This window comes from Paenibacillus sp. FSL M8-0228 (genome assembly GCF_038007385.1).
Lineage (GTDB): Bacteria > Bacillota > Bacilli > Paenibacillales > Paenibacillaceae > Paenibacillus > Paenibacillus polymyxa_D.
On the sequence record NZ_JBBOXA010000001.1, the window covers coordinates 1,857,968 to 1,881,037 of the forward strand.

General features: G+C 45.6%; 22 protein-coding genes. 20 read left to right on the plus strand and 2 right to left on the minus strand.

What is annotated here, in order from left to right; translation table 11 throughout:
• Window positions 1–159 precede the first annotated feature (159 nt).
• From MKY98_RS08680 to pyk, 5 genes are all read left to right on the plus strand, one after another.
• Complete coding sequence (locus MKY98_RS08680; protein WP_023987905.1) at window positions 160–657, plus strand: phosphatidylglycerophosphatase A family protein; 498 nt, start codon at window positions 160–162, stop codon at window positions 655–657.
• A gap of 153 nt (window positions 658–810) precedes the next feature.
• Entirely contained in the window at window positions 811–999 is a 189-nt protein-coding gene (locus tag MKY98_RS08685; RefSeq protein ID WP_013309585.1) for a hypothetical protein, read from the plus strand.
• 180 nt (window positions 1,000–1,179) lie between these two features.
• Window positions 1,180–2,073: an acetyl-CoA carboxylase, carboxyltransferase subunit beta gene (accD, locus tag MKY98_RS08690; RefSeq protein ID WP_029516612.1), complete on the plus strand. Its 894-nt coding sequence runs from the start codon at window positions 1,180–1,182 to the stop codon at window positions 2,071–2,073.
• A complete protein-coding gene (locus MKY98_RS08695) occupies window positions 2,074–3,057 on the plus strand; it encodes an acetyl-CoA carboxylase carboxyltransferase subunit alpha (protein WP_069011202.1) in 984 nt (327 codons plus the stop codon).
• Window positions 3,058–3,182: 125 nt separating this feature from the next.
• Window positions 3,183–4,613: a pyruvate kinase gene (gene pyk / locus MKY98_RS08700; protein WP_029516614.1), complete on the plus strand. Its 1,431-nt coding sequence runs from the start codon at window positions 3,183–3,185 to the stop codon at window positions 4,611–4,613.
• A gap of 99 nt (window positions 4,614–4,712) precedes the next feature.
• Here pyk and MKY98_RS08705 read toward each other — a convergent pair whose 3' ends face one another.
• Complete coding sequence (locus MKY98_RS08705; RefSeq protein ID WP_069011201.1) at window positions 4,713–5,603, minus strand: LysR family transcriptional regulator; 891 nt, start codon at window positions 5,601–5,603, stop codon at window positions 4,713–4,715.
• 207 nt (window positions 5,604–5,810) lie between these two features.
• Between MKY98_RS08705 and MKY98_RS08710 the strand changes: the two genes are divergently transcribed.
• The 7 genes from MKY98_RS08710 (at window position 5,811) to MKY98_RS08740 (ending at window position 12,154) form a co-directional block, all read left to right on the plus strand.
• Complete coding sequence (locus MKY98_RS08710) at window positions 5,811–6,734, plus strand: phosphate ABC transporter substrate-binding protein (protein ID WP_029516616.1); 924 nt, start codon at window positions 5,811–5,813, stop codon at window positions 6,732–6,734.
• Window positions 6,735–6,840: 106 nt separating this feature from the next.
• The gene (pstC, locus tag MKY98_RS08715; protein ID WP_029516617.1) at window positions 6,841–7,773 is read left to right on the plus strand and encodes a phosphate ABC transporter permease subunit PstC; all 933 of its coding nucleotides are present in this window, start codon (window positions 6,841–6,843) and stop codon (window positions 7,771–7,773) included.
• On the plus strand, window positions 7,773–8,669 hold the full coding sequence (gene pstA, locus MKY98_RS08720) for a phosphate ABC transporter permease PstA (protein WP_023987910.1): 897 nt from the start codon (window positions 7,773–7,775) through the stop codon (window positions 8,667–8,669). The genes pstC and pstA overlap by 1 nt, the downstream gene beginning before the upstream one ends.
• A gap of 17 nt (window positions 8,670–8,686) precedes the next feature.
• Complete coding sequence (gene pstB, locus MKY98_RS08725) at window positions 8,687–9,529, plus strand: phosphate ABC transporter ATP-binding protein PstB (RefSeq protein WP_039269891.1); 843 nt, start codon at window positions 8,687–8,689, stop codon at window positions 9,527–9,529.
• A 287-nt stretch (window positions 9,530–9,816) separates the two neighbouring features.
• Window positions 9,817–11,106 carry a pectate lyase gene (gene pelA, locus MKY98_RS08730; RefSeq protein WP_029516619.1) on the plus strand — a complete coding sequence of 430 codons (1,290 nt, stop codon included), beginning with the start codon at window positions 9,817–9,819 and terminating at the stop codon, window positions 11,104–11,106.
• 134 nt (window positions 11,107–11,240) lie between these two features.
• Window positions 11,241–11,759, plus strand: a complete 519-nt coding sequence (locus tag MKY98_RS08735) for an acyl-CoA thioesterase (protein ID WP_029516620.1) — start codon at window positions 11,241–11,243, stop codon at window positions 11,757–11,759.
• Entirely contained in the window at window positions 11,756–12,154 is a 399-nt protein-coding gene (locus MKY98_RS08740) for an FxsA family protein (RefSeq protein ID WP_013309596.1), read from the plus strand. The genes MKY98_RS08735 and MKY98_RS08740 overlap by 4 nt, the downstream gene beginning before the upstream one ends.
• Before the next feature lie 29 nt (window positions 12,155–12,183).
• On the opposite strand, the gene ytvI is transcribed toward MKY98_RS08740, so the two are convergent.
• On the minus strand, window positions 12,184–13,302 hold the full coding sequence (gene ytvI, locus MKY98_RS08745) for a sporulation integral membrane protein YtvI (RefSeq protein WP_069011200.1): 1,119 nt from the start codon (window positions 13,300–13,302) through the stop codon (window positions 12,184–12,186).
• A 345-nt stretch (window positions 13,303–13,647) separates the two neighbouring features.
• On the opposite strand from ytvI, the gene citZ reads away from it, so the two are divergent.
• The 8 genes from citZ to MKY98_RS08785 all read left to right on the plus strand — a co-directional run bounded on the left by citZ (window position 13,648) and on the right by MKY98_RS08785 (window position 23,047).
• On the plus strand, window positions 13,648–14,760 hold the full coding sequence (gene citZ / locus MKY98_RS08750; protein WP_069011199.1) for a citrate synthase: 1,113 nt from the start codon (window positions 13,648–13,650) through the stop codon (window positions 14,758–14,760).
• A gap of 151 nt (window positions 14,761–14,911) precedes the next feature.
• Window positions 14,912–16,207, plus strand: coding sequence for an NADP-dependent isocitrate dehydrogenase (gene icd, locus MKY98_RS08755; protein WP_029516624.1), 1,296 nt, complete (start codon window positions 14,912–14,914; stop codon window positions 16,205–16,207).
• Between the two features lie 16 nt (window positions 16,208–16,223).
• Window positions 16,224–17,165 (plus strand): malate dehydrogenase, encoded by a 942-nt coding sequence (gene mdh, locus MKY98_RS08760; RefSeq protein WP_028542892.1) that lies wholly within the window; start codon window positions 16,224–16,226, stop codon window positions 17,163–17,165.
• Between the two features lie 315 nt (window positions 17,166–17,480).
• Window positions 17,481–17,897, plus strand: a complete 417-nt coding sequence (locus MKY98_RS08765; RefSeq protein WP_069011198.1) for a hypothetical protein — start codon at window positions 17,481–17,483, stop codon at window positions 17,895–17,897.
• 214 nt (window positions 17,898–18,111) lie between these two features.
• Window positions 18,112–18,981: an SDR family oxidoreductase gene (locus tag MKY98_RS08770; RefSeq protein ID WP_029516625.1), complete on the plus strand. Its 870-nt coding sequence runs from the start codon at window positions 18,112–18,114 to the stop codon at window positions 18,979–18,981.
• A gap of 119 nt (window positions 18,982–19,100) precedes the next feature.
• A complete protein-coding gene (gene pnpS / locus MKY98_RS08775) occupies window positions 19,101–20,903 on the plus strand; it encodes a two-component system histidine kinase PnpS (protein WP_029516626.1) in 1,803 nt (600 codons plus the stop codon).
• Window positions 20,904–21,031: 128 nt separating this feature from the next.
• Complete coding sequence (locus MKY98_RS08780) at window positions 21,032–21,763, plus strand: response regulator transcription factor (RefSeq protein ID WP_013309604.1); 732 nt, start codon at window positions 21,032–21,034, stop codon at window positions 21,761–21,763.
• A gap of 159 nt (window positions 21,764–21,922) precedes the next feature.
• Window positions 21,923–23,047 (plus strand): methyl-accepting chemotaxis protein, encoded by a 1,125-nt coding sequence (locus MKY98_RS08785; RefSeq protein ID WP_029516627.1) that lies wholly within the window; start codon window positions 21,923–21,925, stop codon window positions 23,045–23,047.
• The last annotated feature ends 23 nt before the right edge of the window (window positions 23,048–23,070 follow it).

The window sequence follows — 23,070 nt, forward strand, 5'->3', positions numbered from 1 at the left end:
ACAGTAACCCGCCCTTATTGTAACGGTTTAATGAACATTTTCCTTCCCTCCCGCATACACTTGGAAAACTGGCGGAACAGGGGTTCAACACGCACCCTGCACCATAAGGTCCCGCACGGTGAAAGAATTGAACTGCACGGTGAAAGCGGGAGGGAAATTATGTCCTATGAATATGCAGAAACTTTGCTAAATCGCAGAGGCATTCGTATCGAGTCCATTGCGGACATTGTTTTTCAGCTTCAGCTAAAATATTATCCTCATTTGACGATGGAAGAATGTATAGACAGTGTCAAAGCGGTTTTGCAAAAGCGCGAGGTTCAATATACCTTGCTCACAGGCATTGCGCTCGATGAATTGGCTGAAAAAAAACTTCTCCCTCAGCCGCTGCAAGCCATTATGGAGGCAGACGAACCGCTGTACGGAGTGGACGAGACACTAGCTCTTGGAATTACGAGTGTGTACGGCATGATTGGCTTAACCAGTTTTGGTTATCTGGATAAGGAAAAGACGGGGATTATCGAACAGCTGAACCAAAAAGGCAGTGGTATTCATGTGTTTTTAGACGATCTTGTCGCCGGACTGGCTGCCGCTGCTTCTTCGCGAATTGCACATCGGAGTCTCCATGCCAAGCATTATCCTGCATCATTGGATGCTTAGTTGACCTGTGTAAACAGAGTTGATGATTTTCTAGGCCCTCCGACGGAACTTAAATGATCAGGAGGGCTTTTGTTGCGGGAAAAAAGTAAGGTATGTTATCATGAGTCTATTATATGGGCTCAAAACTTGAGGCTTAGGGGGTAGAAACAAGGCATGTGGACGGTGATTTATATTGCACCGACGGCCAGACTGGCTGACATGATTAAGCTCAAACTGTCTGAAGAAGGTTTTATGGTGCAGGCCCGGGCCATCAGCGCATCCAAGCAACAGTTTGAGATACTTGTGCCTTCGGGTGAAGTCGAAGAAATTCAGGAAGTGCTTAATTCGATTTTGCGCCCTTGAGTCCGGAACGGCGGAAGTGATACAGCAGCATGAGTGGAACAAAGGATGCACGATCGGCGGTAATGTTTTAGGAACAGGCGTTGACGTGTGTATGAACATAATGCTTAGAGGTGCCGCATAGACGGCAGAGGACCTTGTATCGGTTACGGCTGACAAATAAACGGCTGGAGAGGTGTAGTTGTGTTTAAAGATTTATTCCAAAAGAAGCGTAAATACGCGACCATCCCTTCGGAACGGGCGCTGAGCGGCGATCAAGCGGACATGCCGGATCGTCCCAAACGGGAAATTCCCGAAGGTCTTATGACCAAATGTGGCAAGTGCGGAAGTATTCAATACAGCAAAGAACTAGAGAAAAATTTGAAAGTGTGTCCGGTGTGCGGATACCATATGCGTTTGAATGCAATGGATCGCATTCGCATGGTGCTCGACGAAGACACGTTTACGGAATATGATGCCGATATGATTTCGGTTGACCCGCTGGACTTTCCGGGATATGCGAGCAAGCTGGAGCAACAGACCCTGAAATCTGGCTTGCGAGAGGCTGTCGTTACGGGCGACGGCCTTATTTATGGACATCCTGTTGTCGTTGCTGTGATGAGCTTTGACTTCTTTACTGGTAGTATGGGTTCGGTCGTAGGAGAGAAAATTACGCGCGCCATTGAGCAAGCAATAGACAAGCGTCTGCCGCTAATTATTTTCTCAACTTCCGGCGGAGCACGTATGCAGGAAAGTATTTTAAGCTTGATGCAGATGGCAAAAACAAGTGCTGCTCTTGCTCGTCTGGATGAGCAGGGATTGCTCTATATTTCTGTTATCACCGACCCGACTACAGGTGGAGTATCCGCTAGCTTTGCTACGCTTGGAGATATTAATATCGCAGAGCCAGGAGCTGTATTCGGTTTTGCAGGGCGTATTGTAATTGAACAAACAATCAGACAGAAGCTGCCGGATGATTTTCAAACTTCCGAATTTAATTTGCAGCACGGACAATTGGATATGGTTGTACATCGCAAGGAACTGCGCGATACCCTTGGGCAACTGCTTGATCTACACAGTGTGAAAGGGGAGGAATAGATGGCTGGCGAATTGCCTTATGAAAAGCCCCTGGTCGAGATGCGACAGAAGATCGAAGAACTCAAGCAATTCGGACAGGATAAGCAAATTGATTTTACAGATGAAATCAACCGTCTCGAGGAACGTTATCTCGAGATGGAAGAAGAAATATATTCGAACATTACAGCACCACAAAAAATGCATTTGGCTCGTCATCATCAAAGACCAACGTCTCTTGATTTGATAGAGCAGGTGTTTACGGATTTTATTGAATTACACGGCGACCGCTTGTTTGGAGATGATTTGGCGGTTGTAGGCGGGATTGCCAAGCTGAATGGTATTCCGGTGACCGTCATTGGCCAGCAGCGTGGTAAGGATACGAAAGATAACATTGCACGTTTTTTTGGTAGTGCCCATCCGGAAGGATTCCGTAAAGGCTTGCGTCTGATGCAGCAGGCTGAGAAATTTAAACGCCCTATTATTACATTCATTGATACGAAGGGCGCTTATCCGGGTAATACAGCAGAGGAGAGAGGTCAATCGGAAGCGATTGCCCGCAACTTGCGGGAGATGACAAAGCTTTCGGTGCCTGTTATTTGTGTGGTCATCGGCGAGGGTGGAAGCGGCGGTGCGCTTGCGTTTGCAGTCGGTAACCGTGTGCTGATGCTGGAACATGCCATTTATTCGGCCATTTCTCCAAACGGTGCAGCCTCGATTCTATGGAAAGATGCTTCCAAGGCCGATCAGGCAGCTGAAGCCATGAAGATTACGGCTAATGACCTCCTTCGCATGGAAATTATCGAGGATATTGTGCCGGAGCCGAAAGGGGGCGCGCATCGTAACTATGAAGTGACCGCTGCCGCAATCAAGGAGCTATTGGAACGTCATTTGGCGGAACTTACCAATATGAGCTGCGATGAATTGAGGGAAGATCGGTATCAGAAATTCCGAAAAATAGGTCAATACACCTTCTTGAAGTCTTCGGAAACTGAACCTATGTTGTAATACGCTGTAAACGGGTAACAATAAATATGACGAACTTCCTATACAAATAGGAAAAAGTGTAGTAGATTTAATTGTTGGAAAAAGATATAAAGAGTAGCACCTTTGAAAACGGAGGAAAAACCCAAATGCGCAAAACTAAGATTGTATGTACCATCGGTCCTTCCAGTGAGTCATTGGAAAATGTGAAGAAACTGATTTTGGCTGGTATGAACGTAGCCCGCCTGAATTTCTCTCACGGTGATTTCGAGGAGCATGGCAACCGGATTAAAAACATCCGTCAAGCTTGTAAGGAGCTTAACAAAAATGTTGCTATTTTGCTCGATACGAAGGGGCCGGAAATCCGGACAGGAAAGCTCGAAGTTGAACCTATTGAGCTTGTTCAGGACGAGTTCATTACGCTGACAACGGAAGAAATTCTCGGTACGCAAGATCGTATTTCTATTACGTACAAAGATCTTCCCTCGGACGTGGAGCCCGGCTCCACCATTCTGATCGACGATGGTCTGATCGGACTCACCGTTATTGAAGTATCAGGCACTGAAATCAAATGCCGCATTGTCAATGGCGGAACGATCAAAAGCAAGAAGGGCGTTAACGTTCCAGGCGTTGCAATTTCTTTGCCTGGTATTACGGAGAAAGATGCTAATGATATCATTTTCGGTATTGAGCAGGACATTGATTTCATCGCGGCTTCTTTTGTTCGTAAAGCAAGTGATGTACTGGAAATTCGTGAATTGCTGGCGAAACACAATGCAAGTCATATTCAAATCATTTCCAAAATCGAAAATCAGCAAGGTGTGGACAACCTGGACGAAATTTTGGAAGCTTCGGATGGCCTGATGGTTGCCCGTGGTGACCTTGGTGTGGAAATTCCTGCTGAAGAAGTGCCTCTGGCGCAAAAATTGATGATTAACAAATGTAATGTAGCTGGCAAGCCTGTTATTACGGCAACACAAATGCTGGATTCCATGCAACGTAACCCGCGTCCGACTCGTGCGGAAGCAAGTGACGTGGCGAATGCTATTTTTGACGGAACAGACGCAATTATGCTGTCCGGCGAAACAGCTGCGGGTAAATATCCCGTAGAATCCGTATTGACGATGTCACGTATTGCAGAAAAAGCTGAGTCCTCTCTGAACTACCGTGATTTGTTCAAAAAACAAAGAACGGCTCAAGAAATTAGTATCACAGAAGCAATCAGCCAATCCGTTTCTATTTCTGCACTTGACCTGCATGCTAAAGCGATTCTGACGTCCACACAAAGCGGAACAACAGCGCGTATGATTTCTAAATACCGTCCAGAAGCTCCGATTGTTGCTGTGACAACACAGGAAAGAACAGTTCGCCGTTTGGCTCTGATCTGGGGCGTACATGCAGTACAAGGCAGACCAATCGTTGACACAACAGACAGTCTGTTTGACAACGCGCTGGAAGGTGGTCGCAAATCTGGCCTCGTTAAAGAGGGCGATTTGGTTGTGATTACTGCGGGCGTACCTCTTGGTGATTCCGGTTCTACGAACCTGATCAAAATTAGTTGCGTTCCAGCACAAGCGTAATTAAAGCCTCCGTGAAATAATACCGAGGCTGTATGTATCGTTACAACAAGCAAAAGAGCATTCAAGTCAATAAGACTTGGATGCTCTTTTTTATGTTCTCTAGCTTTTTATTTCTAGTCCTTCTTGTCGTATGAAGTTAAGGAATGCCTGTTGCATTAAGTTCATGTGTGTATCTTGTTGATACACGATGTTTATTTGATAATGGCTCCTTTTGTTATCAGCCTCGGGATAAGGAAGCCACTCCACCGAGGGAATAGCATTTTCATGATTATCGACTCCGCTTGCAGGAAAGAAGGCAAGCGCCTCTCCGCCGCTTACGACTTGCTTTACCGCTTCCCAAGAGTTGATTTCCAGATGGGGCTTAACTAGCGAGGAGTACAGATCTACAACGGATGAACCGCTATATTTTACCCATGTGTGCTTGTCCAGCATATCGGTTCCATCGAACTCCTCTAATTTGACTTCAGGTGCACGTGCAGAACGGATAACTCCTACTTGATCTGAAGCCACTGGCTCTGCCACTGTATACTCTGGAAGAGATCCTCTATCGTCGAGAAAAGCAAAATCAATTTCCCCCTGTTTCAGTAGCTGCCTAATTGCATCCGGGGATTGAATCTCCAACTGAATACGACAATCTGGATACCGCTCAGCAAACTTAGCCATCAAAGTGGGGAGGAGATAGGTACCTGATATCGACTCAGCACCTAGATGTAATTGACCCTGTGACTCTTCTGTCAGTTCATCTACAGCTTGTCTAGCTTCTTGCTCCAGAGAGATGATTTGCTTTGCGTAAGGTAATAATTTTTTTCCAGCTTCCGTTAGCATAATCCTGCCTTGTTGAAGAGAGAATAGGGAAACACCCAATTCCTTTTCCAAGCTTTTCATATGAAAGCTGACGGTAGGTTGTTTGACTTGCAAAGCTTCGGCCACATCCGTCGCCTTATGGAATTTGTCGATCAGCATCAAGATACGCAATTTTAGAATATTCATGGAATCCAACAGCTCTCCTTATATGTCATTCATATATGAATTTCAAACTATAGATTAATTATATACCGAAAAATAATTTATCTATCAATATTTTATATTTGTTTTACAAAACCACGTCGTTCGTCTAACATTCCAGGCCTACAATGTAAAAGTGTTGATGGTCATAAATAAAAAACCGTCACTTAACTAAGGGGAGGACAATAAAAAATGTTGAAAAAATGGCCGTTCATTCTGATGACTCTCACCATGGTATTTGCACTTGCAGCTTGTGGATCAGGTAACAATGCTGCACCACAAGGAGAAGCTGCTACAGGAACAGACAATAAAGCAGCTGCTGAACTGACAGGAAACATTCTGGCTGTGGGCTCCACTGCACTTCAACCATTGGTAGAGCAAGCGGGACAAAAATTTATGGCTGTCGATAAATATAAAGGCATTGCAGTTCAAGTACAGGGCGGCGGTAGCGGTACTGGCTTGACTCAGGTTTCCGGCGGACAAGCGGACATCGGTAACTCCGACGTGTTTGCAAAAGAAAAACTGGAGAGCGGTGCAGATGAGCTGGTCGATCACCAAGTAGCTGTTGTAGCCATGTCAGCGGTAGCGAATCCTAAAGTAGGCGTTACAGACCTGAAAAAAGATCAATTGGTACAAATCTTCACAGGTAAAATCACAAACTGGAAAGAAGTTGGCGGTGCGGATCAAAAAATCGTTATTGTAAACCGTCCAAGCAGCTCCGGTACTCGTGCAACATTTGAAAAATACGCATTGGGACAAAAAACAGAAGATCTGCCGGGCTCCATTCAAGAAGATTCCTCCGGTACTGTGAAAAAGCTGATTGCTGAAACACCGGGTGCGATTGGTTATCTGGCTCTGTCCTACATCGACAACACAGTAACTGCTTTGAAATACGATGGCGTTGAAGCTAACGTTGAAAATGTAGAACAAGGTAAATATCCAGTATGGGCTTACGAGCATATGTACACTAAAGGTGAGCCAAAAGAGCATGTGAAAGCATTCCTGGACTACATTCTGTCAGATGAAATCCAAAAAACGGATGTCGTAGACTTGGGATACATTCCAGTATCAGGTATGCAAGTGAAACGTGATGCTGACGGTAATATCACGAAATAAGGAGAGTCACACCTCCTGTTCGATGAACGCAGCTAACGCGAGTATATTCACGAAGAAGAGGCGGACTAGCGTCCGGCCTCTATTCTTCGGTTAAAGGAGTTACAGTATGGGACCAATTGAAGGGAAGGCATACATGGAACAGAATAAACGATCCCGAGTTATGAAAGAAAGACATTACTGGGAAGAATGGACCGGCCGCATATATACGTCGGTTTGTGTCGTTTTTTTAGTTGCGGTTATTGTCTCCATCGTATATTTTGTTGCCTCCAAAGGTGTAGCTACATTTGCGGTGAATGGAGTCAGTCTGCGAGAGTTTTTCTTTGGAACCAAATGGAGTCCGGATGGCGAGCCTAAGTCCTTCGGCGCACTTCCGTTTATTACGGGTTCTTTTGCAGTAACCATACTGGCGGCTTTAATTGCCAGTCCGCTCAGCTTATGTGCGGCTTTATTTATGACGGAAATTGTGCCGAAATCGGGTAAGCGTATCCTTCAACCCGCGATTGAATTATTATCCGGTATTCCGTCTGTTGTATATGGCTTTGTCGGCTTGACCGTAATCGTCCCGCTGCTACGGAACGTGTTTGGAGGACAAGGCATCGGCATTCTGGCAGGCTGCCTAGTGTTGTCAGTCATGATTTTGCCGACGATTACGAGTATTATGGCGGATGCGTTGTCTTCCTTGCCGGGGGGGCTACGTGAATCCTCTTATGCTTTGGGTGCTACCCGCTGGCAGACAATTGCTCGTGTTATTATTCCGACGTTGTTGCCTGCTCTTTTAACAGGAATTATTCTCGGTATGGCTCGTGCCTTCGGAGAAGCGTTGGCTGTACAGATGGTAATCGGGAATGCTCCGCATATACCGCATTCCTTGCTGGAATCCGCTTCGACCTTGACCAGCGTCATTACACTTAGCATGGGGAATACAGCGATGGGCTCCGTTCATAACAATGCTCTCTGGAGCATGGCGCTTGTTCTTCTGCTCATGACATTCATTTTCGTGCTGCTGGTAAGGCTGCTTGAAAGGAGAAACCGGGTTTGATGAAAGCTAAAACGACCGACAAGATCGCTACATTTGTAATCTGTTTCTTCGCTTTGTTCATTGTTGCACTTTTGGTGGGATTACTGGGCTTCATTTTGGCCCGCGGAGTCAGTCATATTTCTTTTGACTTTTTAACCAGTGCTCCCCAAACATTACGTGCAGGCGGTGGTATTGGCCCACAACTGTTTAATTCCGTATTTTTGTTAATCTTAACTTTGATTATCACCATTCCGATTGGCTGGGGCGCAGGTATTTACATGGCGCAATATGCAAAGCCGGGGAAAATTACGGACTTTATACGACTTGTCGTCGAAGTATTGTCCTCCTTCCCGTCGATCGTCATCGGATTGTTTGGACTACTACTTATCGTAAATACGTTTGATTTTGGCTTTTCCCTCTTATCAGGAGCCTTGGCTTTGGCCGTATTTAACCTGCCGCTGATGGTTCGCACAACGGAGCAGGCTTTCCGAGCTGTGCCGAAGGAGCAAAAGGAAGCTGGACTTGCGCTTGGATTGTCCAAGTGGAAAATCATTACCTCCATTTTGTTGCCAGCTGCGCTGCCAAGCTTGATTACGGGTACCATTTTGGCCGCAGGCCGTATTTTCGGGGAAGCCGCAGCATTGCTGTTTACAGCAGGGATGAGTACGCCGCCGCTTGATTTTACTGATTGGAATCCATTGCATGCTAGATCGCCTATTAACCCGATGCGACCTGCTGAGACATTGGCTGTTCATATTTGGAAGGTCAATAGTGAGGGGATTGCTCCTGACTCCAAAGATATTGCTGCAGGCGCTTCTGCCGTACTGGTGCTGCTTGTGCTTGCATTCAACTTGAGTGCAAGATGGTTCGGAAGAGTTGTATACCGCCGTCTGACAGCTGCCAAACGTATGGATTAGAAAGGGGATGGAGAACAATGGAACATGTGATTACGCGAACGGCAAAAACCGCCGCACCAGCAACATCCGTTCAGTCTACGCGTTCGGAACAGCTTGTGGGACAACCGCCGCATCCGTTCAGTACTGAGGATTTGAGTATTTATTATGGTAGCTTTGAGGCTGTGAAAAAAGTGAATCTAGCCTTTCCCGAGCAGACAGTGACTGCCCTGATCGGGCCTTCCGGCTGCGGTAAATCGACCTTTTTGCGCTCCCTTAATCGGATGAATGATGAGATTGCATCTTCCTCTACAACGGGACACATCTGGATGGATGGACAGGATTTGACGGCACCGGAAACGGACGTGATCAAGCTGCGTCAGCAAATTGGCATGGTGTGGCAGCGTCCCAACCCTTTTTACAAATCCATTTACAATAATATCGCCTTCGGTCCCAAATACCGTGGGGTGCGCAAGAAGAAACAGCTTGATGAAATCGTCGAAAGCAGCCTGCGTAAAGCAGCATTATGGGATGAGGTCAAGGATCGCCTTCACGACTCCGCTCTAGCGCTGTCTGGCGGGCAACAGCAGCGGCTTTGCATTGCACGTGCTCTATCCGTTCAACCGAAAATTCTGTTACTTGACGAGCCAGCTTCAGCGCTGGACCCTGTGTCTACAGGCAAGGTAGAAGAGCTTATTACCGAATTGAAAAAAGAATTGCGCATCGTTATTGTGACGCACAATATGCAGCAGGCTGCACGAATTTCCGATTATACTGCTTATTTTTATATCGGAAGTCTGGTTGAACATGGGAAAACGAACGATATTTTCACGAATCCTGAAAATGAGCTGACTCAGGAGTACATCATGGGTCGATTTGGTTAAGCGATGTTGCTCATCGACCTACTTTATATTAGCTTTACGTAAAATCCTCTTACTAATCCGGCATTAGTAAGAGGATTTTTATTGTTTTCAAAGTTTTTTAACTTTTTTAATCTATTAGTAAATTAAAATATATTGATCGTTTGGATATATTTTCATATAATACAACTAACTATTTATCATGCATAAATAGTGGTTCAGTCCCTCTCACTATCCAAAAGAATCCTCAGCAAGAATGTATAGGTTAAACTGAACGCAATGACCCAACTTAAAATAAGGGAGAGGTTCAAATGAAGAAGAAGATGTGTCCAACTGTAAAGATGATAGCGCTTTCAAGTTTGGCGATTACAGTAACGTCAGGGCTCCTAAGTCCCTCATGGGCTGCGGCACAGGAGATTGTGCCGGCTACATATGATTCAGTACGTGAATCGGCTACTGCTTCTTATGAGCTTACCACAGATTCAGCTGTGGGACGGGACGTTTATGGTGACGATGTAAATTCAGGTGTGTTGGATCGTGAGCAATTATTTGGGCTGTCGGCTGTGGCGAAGCCAACCGCTGTTGTCAATACAGACAGCATCCTAAACAAGATGCGCGATTTCAGTAAGTTTTCTACGGGGAATACATCCAAGGATACTACACTTGCCTTAAATATTGTATCCTGGCAATTGCCACATGGCGGATTCTTCAAAGCTATGGAAAAGAATTATAAATCTAAATGGGATGGCAAAGCTGCACGCTCCACATGGAAGAGCAAGGATGGTGTTGAACTCGGAACGTTCGATAACGAGGCGACGACAACCGAGATTCGCTTTTTGGCGGATGTATACAAAAAAACCAAAAATAAAGACATTAAGATCAGTGTACAAAAAGCAGTTGACTTCGTACTAACTTCTCAATATTCCTCCGGTGGCTGGCCTCAAGTATACCCTAAACGTGGTAATTATTCCGATGCTGTAACTTATAATGATGATGCAATGGTCAGAGTTATGGTTTTGGCTGACGATATCGTGAACAAGAAGCAGCCGTTTGATAGCGATATTCTGGATAACTCTTACCGCTCCAGACTTCAGCAAGCGCTAAACAAAGGTATCCAGTACACAATTAAATCTCAAATTGTAAATAATGGTACACCAACAATCTGGGGTGCACAGCACGATCCGGCTACTTATGCATCTGTTGAAGCCCGGGCATTTGAGTTACCTTCCAAAACAACTACGGAATCAGTAGGCATTACTGCTTTTCTCATGTCCCAGCCGCAAACCGCTGAAGTGAAAAAAGCGGCTCAAAGTGCTTTGAAATGGTTTGACGCGAACCGAATCGACGGTATGAAATACAATCGTCAAGGTCCGGAGTTTTTCCAAAAGGACGCATCGAGTGTAATGTGGTATCGGTTCTATAATGTGGAAGACAATAAATACTTCTTTTCAGACCGGGATGGCAAAAAGTATACCGACATCATGAAAATTAGTGAGGAAAGACGACTCGGTTACGCCTGGGCGGGAAGCCAAGCTAAGAGCTTGCTTAAGCTGGCTTCGGATAGCGGATATTATAAACTGTCCAAGCCGTTGCCACAATAATAAAGGCATTATTATATATGATTTGCGAGGGAGGACCGGTCGGTCTGCCCTCTTTTTGTTCCCGGGCTGTAAATATGGTTTAATGGAGAGAGGGCAAAATAGAGATAAAGATGCACAAAGATAGGAGAGCTTGTATGACTCAAGAGGAGAAACAAACGGAATTACGCTGGTATGGCGCACCGCTACGTGTCCGTTATCAGGAAAGCGACCAGATGGGGGTCGTATATCATGCAAATTATTTGAACTGGTTTGAGATCGGGCGTACCGAAATGATCCGACAGACGGGTTTTAACTATCGGAGCATGGAGGAACGTGGAGTTTTACTGCCAGTTATTGAAATCAATGCGAAATATGCGAGTCCTGCTCGATATGATGATTTAATTACCGTTTATACCGCAATTACCGACTTCTCCAGACTGCGTCTAAACTATATCTATGAGGTTCGGCGGGTAACGGATGATGAGCATCAAAGGTATCTGGGAAAGGTATGGACCCAGGCAGACACGCTGCCGGGAGAGCTGCTCGTCACTGGGATGACACGTCACGTATGGGTGAACACCGAATGGAAGCCCGTTCGACTGGACCAGGCGCTACCTGAGCTGTACACTGCATTAAGGTTTGCTTTTACAGGCGGGGAGGGACAGAAGTCATGATGATGCGTAAACGTCTATGGCTGTTGCTGCTGCTCATTCCTTTGGCGGAGCTATACGGGTTTATATGGGTAAGTCACTGGATTGGAGCAGGCAAAACGATTTTACTCATCATTCTGACGACGCTAATCGGGGCTGCCATGATGCAATTTGAAGGTCGTAAGGTGATTGCCGATGCGAAAAATGAAATGAATCGGGGACAAATGCCCGGCCGTAAAATGCTGGATGGATTATGTGTCTTTTTTGGTGGGAGTTTGCTGCTTATCCCCGGATTTTTAACAGATATTATTGGTTTTACGTTGGTGTTCCCTTTAACACGAGCGTTGTACCGACGTTTTTTATTAAAGTGGCTGGAGAAAAAAATGAAAAACGGCAGTATTACGTTTCGGCGGTTTTGACGTGAGCTGCCGTTTTTCCTATCCATGATCTAGCGGACTCTTCCTGCGAGAATATAATTGCGCAAGTCCTGAATGACATTCGCACGATTCAGTGCATCAACGACAATGAGTGATACAGGTCCGATAATGAGTCCTAAAACGCCAAATAGCTTGAGCCCGATGAACATACCGATAAGGGTGGGAAGCGGGTTTAAGCCCACGCTGCTGGCCAGCACCTTAGGCTCCACGATCTGTCGTCCAATCAACAGGATGATATAAAGGATCGACAATCCTACCCCTAGCGCCAAATTACCAGACATATACGCATACAGTATCCACGGAATCATCACAATGCCAACCCCCAAATAAGGTAGCAAGTCCACCAGCCCGATCATTAAACCGATGGTAAAGGCGGATTCCACACGCAATATGAACAGCCCAACAATGACCGTTAATGCCGTAATGGAGATGATAATAAACTGTGCACGCAAATAGCCGTACAGTGCTTTACGTAGATCGTGCCATATATCCGACAATGGCTTGCGAATCGTATCAGGAACCGTGTTTGCGAGCATCCGACTATGTCGGTCCCAATCCTTACTAATAAAAAAAGCTGCTAATACAATAACCATTAGAACTGCTCCCATATTAGGCAGAGAGGTCAGCAAGTTCAAAACCCCATTAAAAAATTGAGCGACTAGCGTAGTGACAGCCGAACTGACGGTTTGAGTTGTTTTATCAATATTACTGTTAATGGTGTGTTGGTAATCCGGATTATCCCGGATGAAATGGTTAATTTCAATAATTACATTTTGAATCAAATCGCTTTGTGTCCAATCGATAAACAGGCTTTTAAAACGCTCAATATGCCCGTCAAAAGTCATGGCTAACTTTATAACTTCTCGAACCATGCGGGTGATTGCTGCAGACAGGATAATTGCAATTCCACCTAAATATACAAATAATGAGACCGTGACAGCCGTCCAACGTGGCATACGGGCTTTGTTACGCAGAAAACCAACCAATGGATTCATGGCATAAGCCACAAGCCAGGCGAATAGGAAAGGATAGACGAGAGGGAAAAGCACATATATGCCCAATAACAGAGCTACAATCACGATTGCCACCCATAGAGCACGAAATATGCGATTCAGGATTAACCGGCTCAAGCTCTCACGACTCCTTTCTTTTACGATAGTATTTCATAAAATAAATGCTCTACTATACATATGCGGGAAAGGGGGGAGACAAGACCTGTGTAAAAAAGTGCAAATGAATCAATAATTTTTGTAAGGGGTTTCAAAAATTTATTTATGGAAGCGATAAAACATTTGAATGTGTTGGAATAGCCCTCAATGTTCACATAAACGACAAAATCCAGTATAGTGAAAGAAGGTTTAAATATTGACATATGGCGTTAACATTACTCAGCTATTTAAAAGGCATATCTTACTTTTGAAAATGTTTACATTGCAAGTCCGTTCACAATGTTTTTACAAAGGAGAGATGTAACGATGACAGCGACTAAAGGTCTGGAAGGGATCGTAGCGACCACTTCCTCCATAAGCTCTATCGTAGATGGCGTTCTCACGTACCGGGGTTATAACATTGATGATTTGGCTGTTAACGCCGATTTTGAAGAGGTAGCTTATTTGTTGTGGTTTGGGAAATTGCCTGATAAAGAGCAATTGCAGGAGCTTCGCAACCAGTTAAGCGAATACGCTGCTATTCCGGATGAAATTGTTACTCAATTAAAGTTATATCCGAAAGATTTGAGCACGATGGCTGCCTTGAGATCAGCCGTATCGTCTCTCGCTTTGTATGACCCAGAGGCGGATGATATGTCGAGAGAGTCTAATGTGACCAAAACCGTCAAGCTTCAGGCGCAATTGCCTACCATTGTGGCAGCTATAGCACGTATACGCGAGGGCTTGGAGCCGATTGCGCCTAAAAAAGGTATTTCTATCGCTGAAAACTTTTTGTATCAGCTGACTGGCAAGGATCCAGAGGAGATGGCTATTAAAGCGTTCAATCAGGCTCTCGTGCTGCACGCCGATCATGAATTAAATGCCTCTACCTTTGCTGCGCGTGTAACGGTAGCCACATTGTCGGATATTTATTCCGGAATCACGTCTGCTATTGGAGCTTTAAAAGGACCACTGCATGGCGGGGCCAATGAGGCTGTGGCCAAAACGCTGGAGGAGATTGGTGGTTTGGATCAGTTGGACTCCTATATCCAGGCGAAACTGGATAATCGCGAAAAAATTATGGGCTTTGGACACCGAGTCTATAAAAACGGTGATCCGCGTGCCAAGCACTTGCACAAAATGTCCCGCGAGCTGGGGGAAATGAACGGCGACACAACGTTGTTTGATATGTCAGTTCGAATTGAGGAAATTGTAACAGGACAAAAAGGCTTGAAGCCCAATGTGGATTTTTATTCTGCCTCTGTTTATACCCAACTGGGTATCAAGAGAGACCTGTTTACACCTATTTTTGCTATGAGTCGTGTATCCGGTTGGACAGCGCACATTTTAGAGCAGTATGAAAATAATCGCCTGATTCGTCCTCGCGCCGAATATACAGGTCCAATGGATCAAAAATACGTATCACCAGAGTTGCGCTAACCCCTTGTCGAAGGAAGATTGAGGTTGTATACCCTGAATTTAAAAAATAAGGTACAATAGAGGGGACGACGAGAGATGTACGTTTTTGTCTGTGATAAAGATCATGTCTTTCGTCCTGTACCCATTCATATCTGAGGAGGAAAAGGAACTTATGGCGAAATTTGAAAAGTTTGAGCTCCCAACTGAAGGCGAAAAAATTACGATTGATAACGGTCAACTACAGGTTCCGAACCATCCGGTAATTCCGTTTATCGAAGGTGACGGCACGGGTCGCGATATCTGGAAAGCCTCCAAGCGCGTACTGGACGCAGCTGTAGAAAAAGCATATAACGGCAGCAAAAAGATTGCCTGGTATGAAGTATTCGCTGGTGAGAAAGCTTTCAATACATACGGCGAATGGCTCCCTAACGATACTTTGGAAGCCATCCGTGAGTATATTGTAGCCATTAAAGGTCCGCTTACGACACCTATTGGCGGTGGTATCCGTTCGTTGAATGTGGCATTGCGTCAGGAACTGGATTTATACGTATGTCTGCGTCCTGTTCGTTATTTTAACGGTGTTCCTTCTCCAGTGAAACGTCCTGAATTGGTAGATATGGTTATTTTCCGTGAGAACACAGAAGATATTTACGCGGGGATCGAGTATGCTGAAGGGTCCGAAGACGTGAAAAAGGTTATTCAGTTCCTCCAGCAAGAGCTGGGTGTGAACAAAATCCGTTTCCCTGAAACCTCTGGTATTGGCATTAAGCCAGTTTCTTCCGAGGGTTCAAAGCGTCTGGTACGGGCAGCCATTCAGTATGCAGTTGACCACGGACGCAAGAGTGTAACGCTTGTACACAAAGGTAACATTATGAAATTTACCGAGGGTGCCTTCAAAAACTGGGGTTATGAAGTGGCTGAGGAAGAATTTGCAGATAAAGTATTTACTTGGGCCCAATATGACGTAATCAAGGAAAAAGACGGTGAGGATGCGGCTAATGCAGCTCAAAAAGCAGCTGAAGATGCAGGCAAAATCATTATCAAGGATGCGATTGCTGATATCGCACTTCAGCAAGTACTGACTCGTCCTTCTGAATTTGATGTGATTGCTACGCTCAACCTGAACGGGGACTATCTGTCCGATGCTCTTGCTGCCCAAGTTGGTGGAATTGGTATTGCGCCAGGTGCGAACATTAACTATGTAACAGGGCATGCTATCTTTGAAGCTACACATGGTACAGCACCAAAATACGCCGACAAAGATGTAGTGAACCCTGGTTCCGTCATTCTGTCGGGCGTAATGTTGCTTGAACACTTGGGTTGGAAAGAAGCGGCTGACCTGATTTACAAAGGGCTGGAGACGTCCATTAATAAGAAGATTGTAACTTATGACTTTGCTCGTCTGATGGATGGTGCTACACAAGTGAAATGCTCCGAGTTCGCAGATACCATTATTAGTAACCTGTAAGGAAGGGGAATACCACTTGTCCATTCAACGTAAAAAAATATCCATTGTTGGCGCCGGTTTTACCGGTGCCACTACCGCATTGCTGCTGGCTCAAAAGGAGCTAGGTGATATCGTACTGATCGATATTCCGCAACTAGAGAATCCGACCAAAGGCAAGGCGCTTGATATTTTGGAGGCCGGTCCGGTACAGGGATTTGACAGTCAGATCACGGGCACTTCCAATTACGAGGATGCAGCTAACTCAGATATCGTCATTATTACAGCTGGGATTGCACGCAAGCCGGGTATGAGCCGTGATGATTTGGTAAATACGAACGCAGGAATTGTAAAATCCGTTTGTGAGAACGTGAAGAAGTATGCGCCAGATTCTATTGTTATTATTCTGAGCAATCCGGTAGATGCTATGACCTATACTGCCTACCAAACGCTGGGTTTCCCGAAAAATCGGGTTATTGGCCAATCCGGTGTGCTTGATACAGCGCGATATTGTACCTTTATTGCACAAGAGCTTAACGTTTCCGTCGAAGACGTGCGCGGCTTCGTTATGGGGGGCCACGGTGATGATATGGTGCCTCTGGTACGCTATTCCAGTGTTGGAGGTATACCTATCGAAACTCTGATTTCGCAGGAACGTATCGAAGCGATCGTACAACGTACACGCGGCGGTGGCGGAGAGATCGTCAACCTGTTGGGTAATGGTAGCGCATATTATGCTCCGGCAGCTTCGCTTGCACAGATGACGGAAGCGATTGTAAAAGACAAAAAACGGATTATCCCAGTCATCGCCTATCTGGAGGGAGAGTACGGCTATCAGGATTTATTCCTTGGCGTACCGACACTTCTTGGTGGCAATGGCATCGAAAAAGTGTTCGAGTTGGAATTGACAGCCGAAGAAAAAGCAGCGCTCGATCAATCCGCGGAGTCGGTCCGCAGTGTGATTAAAATAGTTACCGTTTAGATTCAATTTTCTACTAAAACGGTGACTATTACCTGAAGAGGTGTCCCTAAGCCATAGTCATGGCCGCGGGACACCTCTTTTACTCATAAACAGAATATAGGGAATCTATTCGTTTTCTTCCTTATTCCTTTGCTTTGACTCACTTCCCCGGTATAATAGAGTTCATATGCATTGATAGTTACATGAGGACTTTGCAAAATCCTGACATAGAAAAGCATGTCCCAAAACACTGAAAAAGATGGTAGTCATTCGTTGGAATATGATCGTTCTATGGAAAAAAAGTTTGTAAGAAAACAAAGAAGTGGAGGTTGTAAAATGTTTTTTATTCACATTATTGGATCACTGGCGATGGGTTTTTATTTATTGCTCCCCTTCGTGGTGGGCAAAATCGACAAATTGGCTCCTAGCGTGCAGGAAGGAACGATATCGGCTGTTCAGCTATTGAACCGTTTGGCTCAATTTGCGCTGATCTTAGTGCTTGTTAGCGGTATCTATATGATTTTTCCCTGGGGTTCTTATTCGGTAGCATGGATTGTTGTCGTTTTGCTGTTGTTTCTCGCTATTTCTGGTATTGCGGGAGCCATGGGTAAGCCGTTACGGCTGTCGCTGGAAGCGATTCGTAGCCAACAGCCTATTACGCAATATGCTGGCAAAATGCGAATGTTCAGTACGCTGCTTGCCGTCTTCCTGATTTTAATTACGTTTTTAATGGTATACAGCGATATTATTTAATTATGCATTTAGTGAGAGTCTATAATCGAATGATGACAAATGCTAAATTGAAAAACGGTCTGTGCTGAATAAGCATAGGCCGTTTTTTTTTGCGCTCAAATCACTACATTGTTCTTTTTTCGTTTAACGAATAACTTTGTGTGGTAATTCAGGAGTAGAGTGGATGCAAATGTTGCATCCTAAAAAATATCTGATTTTGAAGGGAGAATGTACAATGTCTAAAAGTAATCAACCTCAGCAAACTTTGCCCCCACAGCATCAGGACCAGCAACCGGGGATTGAGTCCAAAATGTCGCCTGCACCCCAATTTGAAAAACCAACTTACAAAGCCGCTGGCAAGCTAACAGGTAAAGTTGCACTTATTACTGGTGGGGACAGTGGAATTGGTCGGGCTGTAGCTGTCACGTATGCCAAAGAAGGTGCGGACGTAGCCATCATCTACTTGAATGAGCATAAGGATGCGGAAGAAACAAAACGTCAGGTGGAACAGGAGGGACGCAAATGCGTGTTGATTCCTGGCGATATCGGAGATGATCAATTTGCCAAAAAAGCGGTTCAACAGACAGTTAACGAACTGGGCAAGCTCGACATCGTTGTGAACAATGCGGCAGAGCAACATCCACAACAAAAGCTGGAGGATATCACCAAAGAACAGTTGGAGCGCACGTTCCGAACGAATATTTTCGGTATGTTCTTCTTGACGCAAGCAGCATTGCCGCATTTGAAAAAAGGGAGCACGATCGTCAACACAACATCGATTACCGCGTATGCTGGGAACAAGACACTCATTGATTATTCATCGACCAAAGGGGCAATCACATCCTTTACACGTTCCCTTTCACTCAATTTGGCAGATCAAGGCATTCGGGTGAACGCTGTAGCACCAGGGCCGATCTGGACACCGTTAATCCCGTCTACATTTGATGCTAAGACGGTCAGCGAGTTTGGAGGAGCGCAGCCAATGAAGCGTCCGGGTCAGCCGGAAGAATTGGCGCCAGCCTATGTGTACCTTGCTTCAGATGATTCTTCTTATGTAAGCGGACAGGTTATTCATATCAATGGCGGTGAAGTTATAAACGGATAAAAGGACAAGGAAAAGGTTAGGGCTGTGTTATGCCCTAGCCTTTTTTCTTTTCACAGTGGAACATAATGAAGGTAGCCTGTAGAATGAGACTTAACTTACATAAAGGATGGGCATATTTTATGAAATCGTTTCGTTTCAGGCTTACCCTGATCATGCTGATTTTGATTGGCGTATCTGTCCTTGCTGCTGGAATCACGATGGGACAAATTTTTAAAAATTCGAATATGAAGGTGCTAGAGGAGAACATGGGACGGGAGATCGACCTGCTTCGAGCTACATTCCCTTTTGTTAATGCAGATGCCCTGTCCAGCACGGATTATGTCTCTTATTATTCTCAAAAGGCGAAAGAAATTGCTCGTCTGACGGAATCGCGGGTGACCTTCATTCGCAAGGACGGGACGGTGGTTGGAGATTCGTTAAGCGATCCGCGTAAGATGGAAAATCACGCATCTCGTGAAGAAATTCAGCAAGCTTCAACAGAGAAGATTGGACGCACGATTCGTTACAGCGAAACCTTGCAGCGGAACATGCTATACGTTGCAGAGCCTGTTGTATCGGATAAGGGTTTTGACGGATATATCCGTTTGTCCATGAGTCTGAAAGCGGTGGAGGAGGGAGTGCAGCGCGGCTGGACGGCCATCGGGATTGGTCTAGTGTTGCTGTTTATTGCTGCTGGACTGGTGAGCTATCGTATTGCTCGCAGTCTCACCTCGCCCATTGAACATATTACTGGGGTAGCCAACCGTATATCAGGACTGGATTATGACGCAAGGGTTGGTGTGCAGCGCCGGGACGAGGTAGGGCAACTGGGTGAAGCCATTAATCGTATGGCTGATAGTCTCCAAAACCAAATGAAAACGATACGTGACAATGAGGATCTGCTCCAGAGTGTCATGAGTAATATGACAGGCGGAATTCTAATGATTGATGCAAATGAGTGTATTGCGCTTGTAAACCGTGAGTCTGAGCGAATGCTTGGTGTCGTGGGTAAACGGGTGACAGACAAGCCGTATCATGAGCTGAAGAAGCATTATGAGCTCACAAAGCTAATTGAGGGCAGTATACAAAGCCGAGAAAGGCTGCATGGTGAGGTTCATTTGTACAATCCCGAGGAGAGACTCGTGTTGCTGGACGGTGTTCCGATGTATGAGGATGAGGGCGGATACCGGGGGATGCTGTTCCTTTTACAGGATATTACGGCTATTCGACGGTTGGAAAATATGCGGAGCGAATTTGTGGCTAACGTTTCTCATGAGCTAAAAACGCCGATTGCCGCAGTCAAGGGTTTTGCCGAGACCTTGCTCGGTGGCGGGGTTAAAGATGAGGAGACGGCCCGTTCATTTTTGCAAATTATATATGATGAAAGCGAACGATTGAATCGGTTGATCGGTGATATTCTGGAGCTGTCCAAAATCGAGTCCAAGCGTTCCCCTCTGGAATGCTCGCCGGTGCACGTTTCGTCGTTCATAGAATCATTGCTGGAAAAACTGAACAATGTAGCTGCCAAAAAAAGAATTTCACTACACATGGATATCCCGGATGAGCTGTTTATGGAGGCAGATGAAGATAAGCTTCAGCAGATTTTCCTGAACCTTTTGTCTAATGGCATCAACTATACACTTGATGGTGGCAAGGTAAAGATTAAGGTTCTAACGATACAGCGGGAGAATGACACCGAAAAGGTCGTATTTACAGTCAGTGATACAGGTATTGGAATTCCGAAGAAGGACCTGCCACGTATCTTTGAGCGTTTTTACCGGGTGGACAAAGGTCGCTCGCGTAACTCTGGCGGAACGGGGCTGGGATTGTCGATCGTCAAACACTTGGTCGATTTGCATCATGGCACCCTTTCGGTGGAAAGTGAGCTTGGATTGGGTACTACATTTACAGTTGAATTACCGCTATTGCAACAGGAAGAATGAACTAGACCATTTTTTACATTCTGTTAACAATGCCGTGATAAAATAAACGGGTGTCGCATGAGTATGGAAAAAGTTTCAGGATTTTGACCAATGCGCCTTTAACAGGTAAACAGGAGATGAAGTTATTTATGGGACAACGCTTACTGGTTATTGAGGATGAACCAACGCTTGCCAGATTGCTATCCTACAATTTGATACAAGAAGGCTTCGAAGTGGATACGGAGGATCATGGCAGTGCCGGGTTTGAGAAAGCCTCCAGAGAGTCCTACGATTTGATCCTGCTGGATTTGATGCTGCCGGGAATGAACGGACTGGACATTCTGAGCAGACTTCGCCATCAGGGGCTGACGACGCCTATTATTATCTTAACGGCCAAAAACGGTGAAGCCGAGGTTGTCCAAGGGCTGAAGTCGGGTGCGGATGATTACATCACGAAGCCTTTTGGCGTTTCTGAGCTGTTGGCCCGCGTGACGGCTGTGCTGCGAAGAACTTCCGGTGGGGATGAAGGAGTGTTGTCTGATCAGAAAGATAGCTCCAAAATTCAATTGGGCGAGCTGGAGATTTACCCTGAAAAATATGAAGTCATTCTTGGAGGTCAGTCCATCAGCCTCAGACCCAAGGAATTTGAGGTGCTTCTTTATTTGTCCCGCAAGCCGGGTGTGGTCCTGACCCGGGATGATCTGATGAATGCTGTTTGGGGTTTTGACTATATTGGCGGTCAACGGACCGTGGATGTGCACGTCAGCTCCTTACGTAAAAAGCTGGAGCTTGATCCCGACTCGGTTCATATCGATTCGATCCGTGGAGTGGGGTACAAGCTGGTTGTAAATAAAAAAAGAAGCGCTTCTCATTTATTATAAATGAGGAGCGTTTTTCTTTATTCAGCGCAGTGTCCGGGGACCTTTGTGTCCATTTTGTGATTTTACATTTCATTAACAAAACTAGACGCTAGAATCAACAAATGACCGATATGATGTTCCCGTCACTCCAAGTAGTTAAAAAAAGGGGACTTCAGAACGATGATAACGGAACCAAAGACCCAGCCGAGCTCCACTGCCGTGATTGAACGTGAAGCATACAAGTCGATTACTACCTATGTGCCATGCCGGGAGGTTCCGATCATTGGTACGGATATGTCTTGTAAAGAACTGTTAGCCCTTATGAAAACACAGGAAGATATTCCTTGTGTCATTGTTGTGGATAAAAATGATCTTCCATTGGGCATTATTATGAGAGATGCGTACAATCGCCATTTTACGGGCAGATTTGCTGCGGCGTTGTTCTATGACAAGCCTGCGGCCCTATTTGCCGACCCCGATACATTAATTGTGGATCTGAAAAGCCAGGCATCGGACATTGTGGAACTGGCGATGCTGCGCGAAGATCAGCGTTTTTACGATTGTGTGTTGATTAAGGAAGGAACACGGTTACTCGGTGTACTCACGATTCGTGATATCCTGTCCGTCGTGCAGCGAATGCAAAGAGAAGCGGACGAAGAGCGGGGAGATGTGATTCGGCATAGCTATGACGGAGTCCAGCGTATTCAGCTGACTGTGCTGGATGCAGCTAAAGAGGCCGATGACAGTGTGCGGCTAACCCGCTCAATGAGTGAATTATCCCGTCGTGGCAAAGTAGAACTGGAGGATGTTTTGCTCTCCTATCGTGCGGTTACGGAGCAAATGAAACGCCAGCATGAGCAAATGACGGCATTGACGCAATCGCTGAATGACATTGCGGGCATGGCTTCATCCATTCGTGCACTGGCAGATCACAGTGGATTGCTGGCGATCAACGCGTCCATTGAAGCGGCACATGCTGGCGAACATGGACGAGGCTTCCAGATTGTGTCTCAGGAGGTGCGGAATATGTCACTCCAGACGAAAGCTTTTTCCACACAGATTACAGGCTTACTCACCCATATCGAGCAAATGCTGCGTGACACCGCTGAACTGACGGATACGAGTATGCAGCAGATTCATACAGGCTCTCAATATATATCTGCCGGAACACAAACTTTTGCCAAACTACTGCAGGCTGTCGATGAAATTGAAGCTAAAAACAGTGAAATGTCCCGTTCCGCAGAGGAAGCAGCTTTGAATGCAGCCGAAATTGCGCAGGAGCTTGAGCTCATGCTAAGTTCTTGATCATTTTACATACCGTTAACAAA